The 15,684-nt window shown below is 48.5% G+C and carries 15 protein-coding genes; 11 read left to right on the top strand and 4 right to left on the bottom strand.

Annotated elements, in window-relative coordinates; all coding sequences use genetic code 11:
• Positions 1 to 79: 79 nt before the first annotated feature.
• The 7 genes from C6I21_RS02075 to C6I21_RS02105 all read left to right on the top strand — a co-directional run bounded on the left by C6I21_RS02075 (position 80) and on the right by C6I21_RS02105 (position 7,712).
• Entirely contained in the window at positions 80 to 2,353 is a 2,274-nt protein-coding gene (locus C6I21_RS02075; RefSeq protein ID WP_105957774.1) for a hypothetical protein, read from the top strand.
• Positions 2,350 to 2,652, top strand: coding sequence for an EscU/YscU/HrcU family type III secretion system export apparatus switch protein (locus tag C6I21_RS02080; protein WP_181186041.1), 303 nt, complete (start codon positions 2,350 to 2,352; stop codon positions 2,650 to 2,652). Before C6I21_RS02075 ends, C6I21_RS02080 begins: the two co-directional genes overlap by 4 nt.
• Before the next feature lie 94 nt (positions 2,653 to 2,746).
• Complete coding sequence (locus tag C6I21_RS02085) at positions 2,747 to 3,160, top strand: flagellar export chaperone FliS (RefSeq protein ID WP_181186042.1); 414 nt, start codon at positions 2,747 to 2,749, stop codon at positions 3,158 to 3,160.
• 18 nt (positions 3,161 to 3,178) lie between these two features.
• Complete coding sequence (locus C6I21_RS02090) at positions 3,179 to 4,624, top strand: flagellin N-terminal helical domain-containing protein (RefSeq protein ID WP_105957776.1); 1,446 nt, start codon at positions 3,179 to 3,181, stop codon at positions 4,622 to 4,624.
• Between the two features lie 133 nt (positions 4,625 to 4,757).
• Entirely contained in the window at positions 4,758 to 5,201 is a 444-nt protein-coding gene (locus C6I21_RS02095; protein ID WP_105957777.1) for a YaaR family protein, read from the top strand.
• Positions 5,202 to 5,272: 71 nt separating this feature from the next.
• Positions 5,273 to 5,713: an SRPBCC family protein gene (locus C6I21_RS02100; RefSeq protein ID WP_105957778.1), complete on the top strand. Its 441-nt coding sequence runs from the start codon at positions 5,273 to 5,275 to the stop codon at positions 5,711 to 5,713.
• Between the two features lie 295 nt (positions 5,714 to 6,008).
• On the top strand, positions 6,009 to 7,712 hold the full coding sequence (locus C6I21_RS02105) for an IS1182 family transposase (RefSeq protein ID WP_105957779.1): 1,704 nt from the start codon (positions 6,009 to 6,011) through the stop codon (positions 7,710 to 7,712).
• Here the strand turns inward: C6I21_RS02105 and cbpB are convergent.
• From cbpB to proC, 4 genes are all read right to left on the bottom strand, one after another.
• Complete coding sequence (gene cbpB, locus C6I21_RS02110; RefSeq protein WP_105957780.1) at positions 7,705 to 8,163, bottom strand: cyclic-di-AMP-binding protein CbpB; 459 nt, start codon at positions 8,161 to 8,163, stop codon at positions 7,705 to 7,707. The two genes, C6I21_RS02105 and cbpB, sit on opposite strands and share 8 nt — an antisense overlap.
• Positions 8,164 to 8,357: 194 nt before the next feature.
• On the bottom strand, positions 8,358 to 8,675 hold the full coding sequence (locus C6I21_RS02115) for a MerR family transcriptional regulator (protein WP_105957781.1): 318 nt from the start codon (positions 8,673 to 8,675) through the stop codon (positions 8,358 to 8,360).
• A gap of 102 nt (positions 8,676 to 8,777) precedes the next feature.
• Positions 8,778 to 9,578 carry an ion transporter gene (locus C6I21_RS02120; RefSeq protein ID WP_245411511.1) on the bottom strand — a complete coding sequence of 267 codons (801 nt, stop codon included), beginning with the start codon at positions 9,576 to 9,578 and terminating at the stop codon, positions 8,778 to 8,780.
• Between the two features lie 117 nt (positions 9,579 to 9,695).
• Complete coding sequence (proC, locus tag C6I21_RS02125; protein WP_105957783.1) at positions 9,696 to 10,511, bottom strand: pyrroline-5-carboxylate reductase; 816 nt, start codon at positions 10,509 to 10,511, stop codon at positions 9,696 to 9,698.
• Between the two features lie 104 nt (positions 10,512 to 10,615).
• Between proC and C6I21_RS02130 the strand changes: the two genes are divergently transcribed.
• The 4 genes from C6I21_RS02130 to C6I21_RS02145 all read left to right on the top strand — a co-directional run bounded on the left by C6I21_RS02130 (position 10,616) and on the right by C6I21_RS02145 (position 15,666).
• Entirely contained in the window at positions 10,616 to 11,386 is a 771-nt protein-coding gene (locus C6I21_RS02130) for an SDR family NAD(P)-dependent oxidoreductase (protein ID WP_105957784.1), read from the top strand.
• 115 nt (positions 11,387 to 11,501) lie between these two features.
• Positions 11,502 to 12,509 (top strand): class I SAM-dependent methyltransferase, encoded by a 1,008-nt coding sequence (locus tag C6I21_RS02135; protein ID WP_105957785.1) that lies wholly within the window; start codon positions 11,502 to 11,504, stop codon positions 12,507 to 12,509.
• A gap of 197 nt (positions 12,510 to 12,706) precedes the next feature.
• Entirely contained in the window at positions 12,707 to 14,194 is a 1,488-nt protein-coding gene (locus C6I21_RS02140; RefSeq protein ID WP_105957786.1) for a phytoene desaturase family protein, read from the top strand.
• Positions 14,191 to 15,666: a phytoene desaturase family protein gene (locus tag C6I21_RS02145; protein WP_105957787.1), complete on the top strand. Its 1,476-nt coding sequence runs from the start codon at positions 14,191 to 14,193 to the stop codon at positions 15,664 to 15,666. The genes C6I21_RS02140 and C6I21_RS02145 overlap by 4 nt, the downstream gene beginning before the upstream one ends.
• Positions 15,667 to 15,684: the final 18 nt, after the last annotated feature.

Here is a 15,684-nt window from a genome sequence, read left to right on the forward strand (position 1 = left end):
GTGATAACGCCGCTGGAAACTTAAGTTATGCGGGTGATCCGCCGATAAAAGAACTACTTGGAATCAGAGGAGCGGTAGCATGGAAATTCAACCACAGATCTCTCAGCCGGCCCCGGGCCGTCAGCAGCCGGGAAACGTAAAAACAGGAGATAATGTCCAGGCGGTCATCAAAGAAAAAGTTTCCGGGAGGGAAGCAGTGGTCGAGATCCGGGGAAAAGAGCAGAAAGCTGTTTTTGAAAACGGCGTCCCGGACAAAACACGGGTGCAGGTGGAAGTAACAGAAAAAAAAGACGGAGTCCTCCACGTTAGAGAGACACAGCAGACGAAACAGACTCCGGAAAGCGGTGCCCAGCAGAGGCTTTCCCAGCTCGGCGTATCCAACCCCTCCGAAAGTACCATTAAAGCGGCGGAAGCATTCATGAAAAACGGTGTCCCGATGGATCGGGAATCCGCACAGGCTCTGGATCGTTTTATGAAGGAAGGGGAAGGGACGAGGCAGTCCCGGATGGAAACGGCGCTTGTCGCCGCTGAGAAAAAACTTACCCCGGGCCAAAGACAGCTTGAACAAATCCATCTTGCAAGATCCGGAGCGCCACTTCGGGATGCTCTCCCTCAGACCGGTCGTCAAAGCAGCGGTCAGGAGGCACGCGAAGCTCTCTTTAAAAGTTCAGAGCAGTCTTTTCCACCCGAAGTGAGAAGAGCGGTCCAGCAGCTGGCACAGGCGATGGAAACCGGCAGCGGAGTCCGGAGAGCCGTGCAGCAGCTGCAGGAGGCTGCAGGAAAATATGCAGCGAAAGATCAGCAGACCGAAGTTCAGCAGCTGCTGAAGCAGATGCTTACGAGCCAGGCATCCGGAGGTAAAGCCGCCGCTGCTGAAACACTCCGAGCCTTTTTGAGTGAAAAACCCCAGGAAGCGCCGCCGGTGCAGGAAGGTCGTCAGCTCAGTGCCGGACGTGCGCTGCAGCAGGCGGCGGCAGCACCGGACCTGCAGACAGCGCTGGTGAAGCTGGAAGCTGAAGCCGTGAAGAGCGGATCATCCCGGGAACTGGTTGAGGCACTCGGGCGGGCCCGGGAGATGACGGCTCCACTGCTTGAATCCGGAAGAGAGCTGAAAGCGAGAGAAGCAGCAGCGCAGATTCTGGAAAGAGTACCGGACAATCCCCGCGCCCAGGCGCAGATACCGGCATCGTTAAAGCAGGAACTGGAAGCATTTGTCCGCCAGCAGATGCCTTCTTCTGAAAATGCGCCCCAGCGGCTGATTCTCGTTACAGAAGTGACAGAGACGCTTGCCCGCTCGGCAGATACGTTCAAGCAGTTTCAGCGGGAGCAGGTACAGCATTTATCGAGAACGGAGCAGATCCTGCAGAGTTCCACCCAGCAGGCAAAGCAGGCACAGCCGCTCCTTGAGACATCGATCCGCCAGCTGCAGCAGGCTGTCACGAAAAGTGACTGGCTTTTGTATGCAGACATGAAACAGGAACGGACCGTGATGAAAGCATCTGCCATGCTGACTGAAGCAAAGACACTTGCTTCTCAAGGGAAAGGAACAGAAGCGGCGAACATTGTCCGGGAGGTGAAGCAGACACTGTCTGCCATTCAGTTCCAGCCCTCGAATAAACGGATCCACCACGCAGCTTCCTTGACGCAGACAGCTCAGGACAAGGCTGCACCTGTTCAGACACAGGCAGCCCAACGCATGGAAGAAGCCTCCCGTATGATAACGAAAAATGATCATTCTGCGCGGCAGGTGCTGGAAGGAATGCGTATGCTCGGACTGACGAGGGAAAGCGACATCGCCCAGCAGCTTGCCTCCGGCAAAGTACCGGCAGAGAATCAGATGAAAGATGTAAAATCCCTTTTGATGCAGGCAGCCCGGCAGGCAGATGATGACAGCCGGCAGCCGCTTCAGCAGCTTCTTTCCCAGCTGCAGGGCCAGCAGCTCGTAAACCGGAACGAAAGTCAGCATCCAACGCACCATTTCCAGCTTCCGATGCAGCTGAAAGATCAGGATGCCGACCTGCACGTTTACGTACAATCGAGGGAAGCAGAGGGCGGAATGGACTGGGAGAACATGCAGCTGTATTTCCATATTTCCACGCCGTCCATGGGGGATGTCGGCATTAACCTGCAGATTGCGAACAGAGAAATCGGCGTCACATTAAAAAATGACAATCCGGCTTTTGCAGGGAAAGCAGAGCCTCTCGCTGAAAAGTATATCGGCAATCTGGAGGAAATCGGCTACAAAATTAAATCTATCCGCACCGGTCAGCTCTCGGAGAGTCCTCAACTGGAAAAACCGGCACCGGATGCAGAGAAACCAGTATCCGAAAAAGGATTTGATTTTAAAATATGATGATTCAAAAACACTTCAACCAAGTAAACAGAAAAAAAGTGAGTGGCCGCTCTGCCGCCGTACTCCGCTACGATGAAGCTGGAGGAGACAATGAACCGCAGGTTATTGCAAGCGGCAGAGGCTATGTGGCAGAACGGATTCTCGCACTCGCGGAAGAAAACGGCATTCCGATGGAGGAAGATACGTTTCTGCTGGAAAATTTAATCGACCTGGACCTCGGCGAGCAGGTGCCGCCGCAGCTTTATGCGGTTATTGCAGAAATACTGCTTCTGCTTGAAGAAATGGAGCGGATGGATTAACATTTCGGCGTTCTCAGCCGATACATAGAGTAGAACAACCCACGGAGGAAATGACAGACACGGATGTCTGAATCGAAAGAACGGGGGTGAGAGAGTGCTGACAAATGAAGCCCTCTACCAGAAGACGCCTCAGCAGCTGACAACGCTGCTTTACGAAGCGCTGCTGGAACGTCTGACGGAGGCAGAAGAGGCGGCTGAAGCAAAAAATTATGCCGCAGCTTCAAAAAATATTCAAAAAGCAGTGGATATTCTGACCCGTCTCGGAAGCGGCTTAAACTATGAAGCGGGTATCGTGGCAGATCAGCTCGAGCAGGTATACAATTACGCTGCCGATGAGTTGGTCCGCGCTGTCTACAGCGGTAATTATGAGGTCATTGGTGCTGTAAGGGAGCTGCTTCAGCCGGTCGCGCAGGCATGGAACAAAGCGGCTTCGACATCCGCTGCCAGGACGACAGCCGGGCAGCGGACACAGACACAGGCTTATGACAAACTGAGCATGTATGAATAACAGCGGGAGTGAATATACGTGAAAATTAACAATAACATTCAGGCATTGAACGCCTATCGAAATTTAAACCAGAACCAGGGAGCCACTGCGAAAAACCTCGAAAAACTCTCTTCCGGTCTCCGGATTAACCGGGCGGCGGATGACGCAGCCGGGCTTGCTATTTCCGAGAAAATGCGATCCCAGATCCGGGGCTTGAAAATGGCCGAACGGAACGCGATGGACGGCATTTCCCTCATTCAGACATCGGAAGGCGCGATGCAGGAAATCCATGAAATGCTGCAGCGGATGCGCGAGCTTGCCACACAGGGAGCTAATGATACGAATACCGACCAGGACCGGGAAGAGATCCAAAAAGAAATCGATCAGCTCCTGACTGAAATTGACAGTGTCGCAGAAAAAACAGAATTCAATACGCGCAAGCTGTTAAACGGAGAGAGTGCCATTTTGTCGACGATTGACAACGATTCTAATGCGGCTGGACTGACCCGGGATCCGGTAGTTACCGATGCTTCGCTGCGGTCAGGATCATACGCGCTGGAAACAACAGGCACCGAAATAGTTAGAGAAGTTGTCCAGCCAGGAGCGGGAATTTCTGCGGTTGATGGAGATACTGATGCTGAAAGAATATCATTCACCGATTCAGGCCCAGACAGCGAAAATACGCTCGGCACGTATACGATCAATGTGACAAATCTTCAGCGGAATGAAGATGGCGATGCGGTTAGTGCTTCTGTGGAGGTAACCGGTCCGGATGGTCTGCCGCGTGGGGAAAAGAAAGAAATAGTATTAAATTCTGATACGCCTCAGGACGAAGAAGTCGGCGGGTTGACGATCGGTTCCGACCGGGTTGCCGAAATCAGCAAATCCGGGACACTTAAAGTATCCCTGGAAGCGAAAGCAACGTTTAACGTTACGCAGCAGAGTCTCACAGACGATGAGTTTGTAAGTATTGCTGCGGATAAAGAAATCACAACAGTGAACGGGAAAATCAAGCACGGCGGCATGGAGTTTCAGTTTGACAGCTCCATCAGCGATTCGGCTGATCAGGAAACGCAGTTTGATATAACGAACAATGCGCTGGCTTTCCAGATCGGTCCGAATACAAATCAGAGTGTAAATATTGATATTCCACAGCTGAGCGCGGTGGAACTTGGCATTGATTCGATTTCTGTCACGACACAGAAAGAAGCGAATGACACGATATTTGCACTCGACGGCGCCATCCAGCAGGTATCGTCTTTACGGGCAAAGCTCGGTGCGGTTCAGAACCGGATGGAGCACACGATCAACAACCTCCAGGTAACGCATGAGAACCTGTCCAGTTCCGAATCACGGATCCGTGATGCCGATATGGCGGAGGAAATGACCGAATTTACACGAAACAATATTTTAAATCAGTCCGCGACAGCGATGCTGGCCCAGGCAAACCAGCTGCCGCAGGGCGTGCTGCAGCTTCTGCAGTAACATATAGGTTGGAGGACTGCCGGGGAAAAGACCGGCAGTCCTTTTCAATAGAAATGGAGGTTTCCCGGGCGCCGGGTGTTTCCGGGAAGAACAACCTGTGATAGGCTTAAAGCAGAACAGAGAGGTGACTGACATGGATATTTCCCGTATACAAAAATCCTCTGTGCAGCGGACCGGACGGCCCGAGACGCAGAAAACCGAAGCCGGTGTTACGTTTCAGGAGATTATGAAGCAGGGAAGACAGAACAATGCCCAGTATGAACGGCTCGGCCAGCTGCTGCATCAGATTGAAGATCAGGGAAAAGTACTTTCTGAATCGCGCACGGTCGAAGAATTAAGAAAGTACAAGCAGCTTGTGAAAGAATTTATGGACGATGCAGTAAAAACCGGACTGAATCTGGAAGAAAACCGCGGATTTAACCGCCGCGGGAGAACGAAAGTATATAAAATTGTCAAAGAAGTTGATTCGAGACTGGTCGATTTGACTGATGCTGTGGTCCGCACTCAGAAAAAAGGCCTGGATATATTAAAAATGACCGGGGAAATACAGGGGCTGCTTGTAAATCTGTACGCCTGACAGCAATCGAACGGCTAATTTTAAGGAAAACGGGTATAGAACCTGGAATAAGTTTGAAGGAGGCTGCAGGCATGTTTTCGAGCACCTGGTATTTTAAAACGGAAATGGAAGAACCAAAAGAGAAAGTGTGGAATTTCTTTCAGAAAAACGACAATCTCGTGGCAATCACCGGCTTTCCAAAAATTGAGCTTGAAGGAGACCGCACGGTTTATGAAGGCGCACAGATTGTCCTTCACATGAACTTCTATCTTTTTAAGCTCCGATGGGAAGGCGCTATTGTTGAACGGCAGGAAGGCGCCTATTTCATCGATGAAGGCAGAAAGCTTCCTTTCCCTTTCCGCTCGTGGCGTCACACGCATGCTTTTAAAGAAACAGCGGAAGGAAAAACAAGAATGATTGACCGCGTGGAATTCTCAAGCTGGCTCCCTGCACCGCTGATTAAGCTGATGCTTGCCGGCATGTTTTCAGACCGGAAAAGACAGCTGCGTATGTATTTTAAGCACGTCAATTAAACGAGGCTGGGACAAAACCAGCATCAAAAGAAGCCCTTACCATTTTTGGTGAGGGCTTTCTGTATGAGGGGGTTGATCCTTTCAATGCCAATCGCTTGCCGCGGGCAAGGCTTCAGCTAACCGCCGCAAAAACAGCGGCGGTGGATCTTCAGCCCTTGCTTTTCCCGCAGGCGTCTCTTGTCTTTTCACGATCAACCCATGATAAAGACCGCACGGTCTTGATTTCCCGATAAAAAAAGGATACCTTCAGGTTAAGTTAGAACGACCAAGTCATAACAAAACCGGAGGTATCCTTATGTTTAAAGAGTATAACATGGATCAGCTCGTTCTGCCGATGGATTTATCCTTTCAATTACAAAAACATGATGTGGCCTTTGCGGTAAATGATCTCATTGAATCTATACCGGAAGAAGCCTTTGATGCATTTTATACAAGCAATGGACGGCCTTCGTATCACCCGAAAATGATGATGAAAGTCATTCTTTGTGCCTATACGCAATCCGTTTTTTCCGGACGGAAAATAGAGGCTATGCTGCATGACAGCATTCGTATGATGTGGCTCGCCCAAGGATATACGCCGACCTATCGAAGCCTTAATCGATTCCGTGTTCACCCGAATATTCAGGAACTATTACGTCAATGCTTTGTCCAGTTCCGATGCCGATTGGTTGAGGAAGAGACCATCGATAACGAAGCGATATTTATCGACGGGACGAAGATCGAAGCGAACGCTACGAAATTCAGCTTCGTGTGGAAAAAATCTGTTCAACGCTATCACCAGGACGTGATTACCAAGTCGAAGGCGATGTATGATGCATTGGTGGAGCAGGAAATCATTCCAGCGATCGAACGGGACCAGGAAGAGGAAGACATGTTGACGGACCAGGAAATGAAAGACATGCACGAATCGTTAGACCGGACGGTCGAACAGTTCAACGAACAAATCGAACAAAGCAGCGATGCGCAGGAAAGAAAACAGCTGCGCTCGGCCCGCAAGGAGCCCAAGGAAAAACGAAAGAAAATCAAGGAGTTCATCGATCGGAAAATCCGGTATGAAAAAGACCTTGCGATCCTCGGGGATCGAAACAGTTATTCGAAAACCGATCCGGATGCAACATTCATGCGAATGAAAGATGATTACATGAGAAATGGCCAACTAAAAGCCGGGTATAATCTTCAAATAGCGACAGAAGGGCAGTATACGCTCGCTTATGATGTCTTCCCAAATCCAACAGATACCCGGACCCTTCTTCCCTTTCTTGACACGATCGAAAAGGACTATTTCCCTCTGCCCGACTACCTGGTCGGAGACGCCGGATACGGAAGTGAACAAAATTACGACACGATCCTTTCCAATCATCCAGGTACCACTCCCTTAATCACCTACGGGATGTACCGCAAGGAAAAGAAGCGATCGTTCAAACAGGATCCCTACCATGCCGTAAATTGGGAATACGATCCGGAAGAGGATTCGTTCCTCTGTCCTAACGGACAAAAAGTCCCTTTCCGTTATAGGTCCCGCCGAAAGGATCGATCAGGATTTGAGCGGACATTCAAGGTCTACGAATGTGAAGACTGTACGAGTTGTCCTTTCCGCGTCGATTGTTCCAGGGCGAAGGAGGGGACGAACCGAAAGGTTTATTACAATGAGCGATGGGAAACGCAAAAAGCACATATCCGCCAACTGCTTTCGGAAGAGAAAACTGGAGCCATCTATGGTCGGCGCAAAACCGACGTGGAACCAGTTTTTGGATTTCTGAAGGCGAATTTGCGTTTCACCAGGATGTCGGTGAGAGGAAAAGCCAAGGTAAAACAAGAACTTGGATTCGCACTCATGGCCGTGAACATGAGAAAGTTCACGGCCATGAGACAGATTCATTATTGCTTCTCCCAAACAAAACGCTTTCGACGACCCGCCTGGGTCATCGAAAGCGTTTTTTACGTGCTGGAGAACTATTTTGTCCCAGCCTCGTTTAGTTACGTATGTTATATCACATAGATGGATTTGTTTTGCGGAGTTCATGCAGGTACCCATTTAAATGCGCAAGAATTTTACTTCTGGGAATGATCCCTTTAAACTGGCCGTCATGGTTTTCAACACAGACGAAAGGATACTGAATGGAAAGCGACATAACTTTTTCAAAAACAACATCTGCTTTCACTGCAGAAAAATCACGTTCCATCACTTCCTCCACCGTAAGGGAGGATAATTTTTCCGGTTCCATCCGTTCCACGCCTAAAATGGAATCCAGAATTTTTGCTTTACTAATGATTCCGCGCAGACAGCTGTCCATACCCAGCACCGGAATAGCGGTATAGCCGGATTTCACGAGAACGAGCAGGGCGTGCTCCAATGAATTATCAGGCTGTACATGAGCAACCTGGTCAGCGGGAATGATAAATGTGTCAATTCCGCCGGCTAATAAGTCTGTTTCCTGAATGTTTGGCATACACAGCACACTCTCTATGACAATTTAGTTACTCTCTTATGGTAAAGGGAATTCACGCTCCTGTCAATTGTAAGCGTTTACAAATCTACACTTTTATGGAGGGTTACGGACGGTTTCAATCATATGAAAAGGCGCAGCGGCCGGGATGGAGCCACTGTCTCTGCATCCCTGGCCGTGCATCCGGCAGATGTCTGTTATTTTCTCATTTTAAATGCCGCATTCAATTGACCTCGGAGCATTTTGTTCCGGATATCAGACTTTTTCATTTCTTCGCGCCGGATTTCAAACGTCTGCATCCCGTCTTCCATTTTATTTGCAATGTCGACGAGACGTTCGACGTCTGCAAATGAATATTTTCTGGTTCCGCCTTTGCTCCGGTCGGGGAAAATCAGCTTACGTTCTTCGTAATACCGTATCTGTCTTTCGGTAAGACCTGTGAGCTCACTGGCGATTCCAATTCCAATCACCTTTTTATCTTTATAGGATACAGGCTCTGCCAAAGGAATCTCCATCCTTCCAAATAAGAACTTTTTATATACTATAGCACGATAGAAAAAGCAGGCGTGGAAAATTGTCAGATAATCTGACGGTTTTCATCGAAATCAGTTTCCGGATCACTGCTGCAGTTTTTTGATCATGTCTTTTAACTCTTTAATATCGTTTCTCGTCTGCTCAACTTCCCGTCTGAGCGCTTCCGCTTCTTCATCAGGAGGATGGTCTTCGCTTTTATCAACATTTGAGACAATTACTCCGATAAACAGGTTGAATATAACGAATGTACCAACGAGAACAAAGCTGACAAAATACATCCAGGCAAAGCTGTGTACTTCCATAATAGGGCGCATTACCTGAGAAGCCCAGGACTCCAGTGTGACTACCTGGAACAGCGTGAGAAGTGATAATTCCAGCGTGCCGAAATATTCGGGGGAGGTTTCCTGAAACAGCATCGTACCAATCACCGCAAAAATATAGAAAATAATGCTCATTAACAGCATAATATTTCCGAGTGACGGAATGGTCATAATGAGTGCATCGACAAGTCTCCGGAGGGACGGAATGACAGATACGGCCCGGAAAACACGAATCACACGCAGAATCCGGAGCACGGTAACGAAGTGGGCTCCCATAAAAATGTGTCCAGCAGCAACGATGCAGAAATCAAACCAGTTCCAGCTGCTCGAAAAAAATGACTTCAGTGAGGAAGAGGCAAGAAGGCGCATCGCTATCTCCACCGTAAATATCCACAGAAGAATCCGGTCCAGGCTCTGGAAAAAAGATTCCCTGCCTTCATAAATGGAAGGGTACGTTTCCAGACCGACTAAAACCGCGTTGAATAGAATCAGCAGAATAACCGCTGACGTAAAAGCTGTATGGGTGACTATGTTGTTTAAAGACTGTTTCCAGTTGGAAACCACTATTTTTCACGCTCCTGTTCATTAAAAGATGATCAGCTATGTAAAAAGCCTGTCGGACATTAGGTGTCCGGCAGGCACAGTGAGGGAGACCGGCTAAGGAAAAGGCGGACCGGCTTCTCAGTCTGTTTTTTCAGCAGGCTGCCTCGCGCCGAGTTCACCGGCACGTTCGTGTGCTCTTGTTATGCAGGCAATTAAAGCTTCCTGGACGCCGCGGTCCTGGAGCACATGAAAACCCGCTTCGGTGGTTCCGCCGGGGCTCATAATCTGTGTGTAAAGTTCTTTCGGTGTTTTTTCTTCCGCCTGCACGCGTCTGCTTGCGCCGATTAACGTCTGGGCAACGAGGTTTCTGCCTATGGATTCGGGAATGCCGATATTTGCAGCAGCTTTTTCCATCGACTCCATTAAGTAATAAATATATGCGGGACCTGTCCCGGTGAGTGCCGTTACAGCATCCATAATAGATTCTTCAATGACGGCAGTTTCACCGATCTCCTTTAATAAATGGAGGAGATCTGTTTTTTTAGAATCAGGTACTGTTTTATCAAAAGAGATGGATGTCATCGATGCCTGAACTGCCGCTGATGTATTCGGCATCGAGCGTGCCCAGCTTTTTGACGGATCCAGCTGCTTGAGGGAGTCCAGCGTAATCCCAGCCATAACAGAAACAAATACGGTGGAAGATGATGCAGACTGAAGAAATGGATAGACGGCCTCTTCCCAGTCTTTCGGCTTGCATGCCGCAAAAATAAAGTCCGCATCAACAAGCGCTGACATGCTTCTGCTCGTATGGATGCCATACGTTTTCTCCAGACGTTCCAGCTTTTCATCGTCACTTCGGTTCGTTACGGTGATTTCCGGCGGCTCTTTAAGCTGGGACCAGCCTGCGATCATCGCTTCGGCCATGGAACCGGCACCAATAAAAGTAATTTTCATCGTTGTATTCCTCCTGTAAACTGCAATAGAATTAGTATAACAGGAAAATCACGTCCTGTGGATAATGACAATTGTCCATTCAGAGAAGAGAAGGCGGGGGTTTTATGAATATCGTCATTACCGGTGCGTCAAGTGGACTGGGAGCAGAGACCGCAGCGCTTCTTGCTGCAGAAGGGCATCGTGTCATACTCGGGTCACGGTCCATTCAAAAACTGAAAGAGGTTAAAAAACGGATTCAGTCTGAAGGAGGAAGCTGTGAAGTGTATGCACTGGACGTCACAAATGAACAAAGCTGCGTCCAATTTATGAAGCAGGCGGAAGAAAATAATGGCTCTGTAGATATTCTTATAAACAATGCCGGGGCTGGAACGTTTAAAAAGATAGAAGAGCTCCAGGCAGTGGAAGTGGAGGAAATGCTTTCTGTCAATGTTACAGGCGTTCATAACATGACGAAAGCAGCTCTCCCTTATATGAAAGCGAGAGACCAGGGAAAATTACTATTTATCAGCTCTCTTGCCGGCAAGATCCCAAGTCCGAAAGCGTCTGTATATGCTGCTTCCAAGCATGCGGTTATAGGCTATGCAAGGGCCGTGCGGATGGAACTTGCAGGTACCAATGTCAATGTGTCGATTTTTTACCCCGGCCCGATCGACACACCATTCCTTGATAAGGCCGATAAAACAGGAAATTACCGGAGCCGTCTCGGCCGAATGATGCTGACCGTCCGGGAAACAGCCGTTGCTGTAGGAAAGCTGACAGAGAAAAAAAGCCGTGAAAGCCACCTGCCTAAAGTCGGTTTTCTGCTGTCCGTTTTATACCAGACAGCCCCGAAAATCGTAGAAAAAGCAGCAGGAAAGCAGTTTCAAAAAAAATAGCAGCCGACTCCTGCTCTCTCGAGTCAGAGTTGCTGAAGGATCGTTTTTCCAGTTGAAACCGTTTAAAATCCCGGATACAGGGAAAACAGGTAGAAATGAACTACAATACTATTGAATGAAGCAGGTGAGAGGCATGGGGGAAATTCAACGGGTGCTGAAAGCACGAAACTGGATGAAGACCAATGAAAATTTTCTGGGCACGTGGCATGCACATGTCGGTTATAAAATGGACTTATTTGATGCATTTAAAAAAGCGATTCATCCCGAAGCAGCAGCTGTCGAACAGCAGGTATCCAGCGAACTGCTGCAGCGCTGGGTGGACGTCGGCCTGCAGGTCGGCCATTTAAAACGCGCGCGGAACGGAAAAGTAAAAGCAAAAAAAGATATGATAAAGTATGCATCAAAAAACAGCCGGGAATCTGTCGGTATTCTGCTGGAGGAAATGCTGGAACTGCATATTCCGACGCTTCTGGAGTACCCGGCACTGCTGAAGTCGGATGAGCGCCTTACATATCTCGGCGATAAGTTTGCGGAGGTTGTAGCGGAAACTTCCACTCTTCTTGAAAAAGCAGCTGTATCTCCCATCCTTTCCTGGGTAAAAAAAGAAAAACCGGCAAGCATCATTGATCTCGGAAGCGGCTACTGCGGATATCTTCGTGCTGTTTATGATAAATACCCGAATACCGAACTGATCGGTGTTGAACTGAGCGAAGAAGTCGTAAAAAACGCACGGGAGAAGCACGGTGATAAGATAGATATACGCCAGGGGGATATCGAAAATTTTCTGGAGGAATATGATGGCCGCGCAGATATGATTATGGCGCATAACCTGCTGTACTATTTTCCCCCTGAGGAACGAGAAGACTTGTTTAAGCGGATTTCGCGGACCCTCTCCTCCAAAGGCTCTGTAACTGTCATCTGCCCGCTTGTAAATGCGAAGTACGGCGCTTCATTTACAGCAGCATTTAATGCATTTATGACTGCCCATGAAAACCTGTACCCGCTTCCATCGCCGGAAGATATGGAACGGTTTGCTGAAGCCGGCGGAATGAAGGTGGAAACGTTTAAACCCTTGATACGTGAGGGCGGATGGTATTTAATTAACATGAAAAAACAATCCTGATAGGAAATGGTTTCCTGTCGATCTACAAGCCGCTCCAGGCGATGCAGCAGTATGCTGACAGAGAGGAGCGGCTCTGTTTATGCATAAAACCATTTTTGTTCAAAAACCTTATGTAATTCCTTGTACATTCGTTGTTTATTCATTTTAAGTTGAGGGAATATTAAAAAACAGAAGTTGCAGGAAGCAGGTGCAGAAAAATGACACAAGTGACAGTTATCGGTGCCGGACCGGGCGGATTAGCCTCCGCGCTTCTCCTCGCATCAGAGGGATATGAGGTGGAAGTGTTCGAGAAGCAGCCGTACGTCGGCGGACGGACATCTTCGTTTGAAAAAGACGGCTTTACGTTTGATCTAGGCCCTACATTTTTTAGTATGCCGCATATTCTGGAAGAGATTTTTGAATCGGCAGGAAAAAATCTGCATGACTATGTAGACTTGATCAAGCTGGACCCCATGTATTCTCTTATTTTTCCTGATATGACGATCCGGGCTTCGAGCGATGAGCAGAAAATGTTTGAAGAAATAGAACGCCATTTTCCGGGTAGCGGGGCTTCCTACCAGCGTTTTATGAAAGACACCCGCCGAAAGCTGGCCAGATTATCTCCTATTCTTCAGGCTCCTCACGCATCTCTTACAGATTATTTGAGACTTAGAAGCTTAAAGGCACTTCCGGAACTGGAGGTGGGGCGCTCCCTATACGACGTGTTAAAACGGTATTTCGACGATGACCGTTTGGCGCTTGCTTTTACGTTTCAATCGAAGTATCTGGGAATGTCTCCGTGGGACTGCCCGGGTGCGTTCAGTATTCTCTCCTTTATGGAGCATGAATACGGCGTATACCATCCAAGGGGCGGAATGAACCAGCTTACAAAGGCATTGGCAGAAGCCGCAGAAGAAGCTGGGGCTGTCATCCATACGGGTGCCGGGGTAAAATCCATTCACCTTGAAGGGAAGACAGTAACCGGTATCACGCTTGATAATGGAGAACACAGACCGGCTGACCACTTAATTGCAAACAGTGATTTTGCCTATACGATGGAAACGATGCTTCCTGAGGGCACCCTGAAAAAATACAGCAGCGAAAAATTAAAGGGAAAAAAATATTCCTGCTCCACGTTTATGATATATATCGGCGTAAAAGGTGAACTTCCTCTGGACCATCATACGGTGCTCTTTGCAGATGATTATAAGAAAAACGTTGACGAAATTATGCAGACGCAGGTTTTGTCTGAGGATCCATCTATCTATGTTCAGAACGGTTCGATCACGGACGACAGCCTGGCACCTGAAGGAGACAGTGCGCTTTATATCCTTGCACCGGTTCCAAATAATCTATCCCGAATCGACTGGGAGAAATATGAGCAGACCTTCCGCGACCTCGTTATTGACACAGTGGCCAGAAGGACCGGAATTGACGATTTAAACAGCCGGATCGTATCAGAGACGATTCTTACACCAAAAGGCTGGCAGGAGGAAAAATATGTATATGAAGGCGCCGTATTCAGCATGGCGCACAATCTCGGGCAGATGATGTATTTCCGGCCGCACAATCAGTTTGAAGAGATAGACGGCCTCTGGCTGACCGGCGGAGGAACTCATCCAGGGAGCGGACTGCCGACGATCTTTGAATCCGCGAAAATTACCGCTGGTCTTATCGGTGCCGGAAAAAAGAAGGTGGGATCATGAAAACGATTATCTGCGGTGCAGGCCTCGGAGGGCTCGTTACAGCTCTTTATGAATTAAAGGCAGGAAATGACGTAGAGGTATTTGAGAAGGATTCCCGCACCGGCGGACGCCTCCGGTACCGTGAGCGGGATGGGCACCGCATTGATGAAGGCCCCACCATCGTCCTGCTTCCGGATATGATTAAAGACATACTAAGTGAACTGCATCTGGAGAAGGAGATCCAGCTCGTACGGATTGATCCGCTTTATCCAATGCACTTTAAAAATGGTCCATCCTTTTTGAAATGGAGTGATTCGTTTAAGCAGGAACAGGAAATTGAGCGGCACTTTCCCGGAGAGTCCGGCGGGTATAAAAAATATGTGAGAGAGATGAACGATTCGTTTCTGCAGGGAAAGCAGTCCTTTCTGGACCACTCCTTTGCAGATCCGAAAAATTTCTGGACGGCAGGAAATGTGAAAACACTGCTGAAGCTGAGAGCCTATCAGTCTGTCAGGAAGCAGTCCGCCCGCTATTTTCGCAGCACTCAGCTGCAGGAGGCGTTTTCTCTGCAGTCGCTTTACATCGGCGGCTCCCCTTCCGCTACTCCTGCAATGTATTCGCTCGTATCCTACAGCGAACATGCCCACGGGATATGGTATGTATACGGTGGATACGCCTCGCTTGCAGAAAAGCTTGAGACCGCTGTGCGGGAGCGGGGAGGAACAGTCCATTTGAACGAAGGCGTGGAGAAGGTACTTACAAAAGAGCATTCAGCATATGGAGTGGAGACAGAAACGGGAGCGTATTATGGAGACAGAGTAATATTAAACGGAGACTTTCCAGGAGCAGAAAAACTTCTGCCGGAAAAGAAAAAACGTTCCTATACACCTTCTTCCGGCTGCCTGTTATTTTATATCGGTCTGAACGAAAAACCTGCATGCAGCTATGTTCATCAGTTTTACATGGGCGGCGGACTGGATTCACACATGAACGCAATGTTCAAAAACGATACGTTTGCGGATGATCCTTCCTTTTATGTATTTCATCCAGGTCTCATCGATGATTCTCTAGCACCGGAGGGCCGCTTTACTCTTTATGTACTCGTCCCCGTACCGGATGCATCGAAAAAAACAAAAGACGAATATGAAGAGTACGCTGACAAAATCCGTGAAAATATCTACATGCAGATTGATCCGGATCTTAAAAGAAAAATTATCTGGGAGGAACAGAAAACGCCTTTCGAAGCAGAGCAGGAAGGATTGTTTGAAGGCGGAAGCTTCGGGATCGCGCCGACACTTCTGCAGTCCGGTGTGTTTCGTCCTCAGCTGAAAGCCGCCGGATGGGAAAATGTCTACGCAGTGGGTGCTTCTGTTCATCCGGGAGGCGGCGTTCCAATCGTAATGAATGGGGCTAAAATCCTAAATGATATTTTACGGCGTGAGGATAACGATGCCGTCGCGGTGAAAAAAGATCGTACAACGGGTAAAATATGATAATCTGATAGTAAGATT

It is taken from the genome of Alkalicoccus urumqiensis (genome assembly GCF_002993335.1).
Lineage (GTDB): Bacteria > Bacillota > Bacilli > Bacillales > Salisediminibacteriaceae > Alkalicoccus > Alkalicoccus urumqiensis.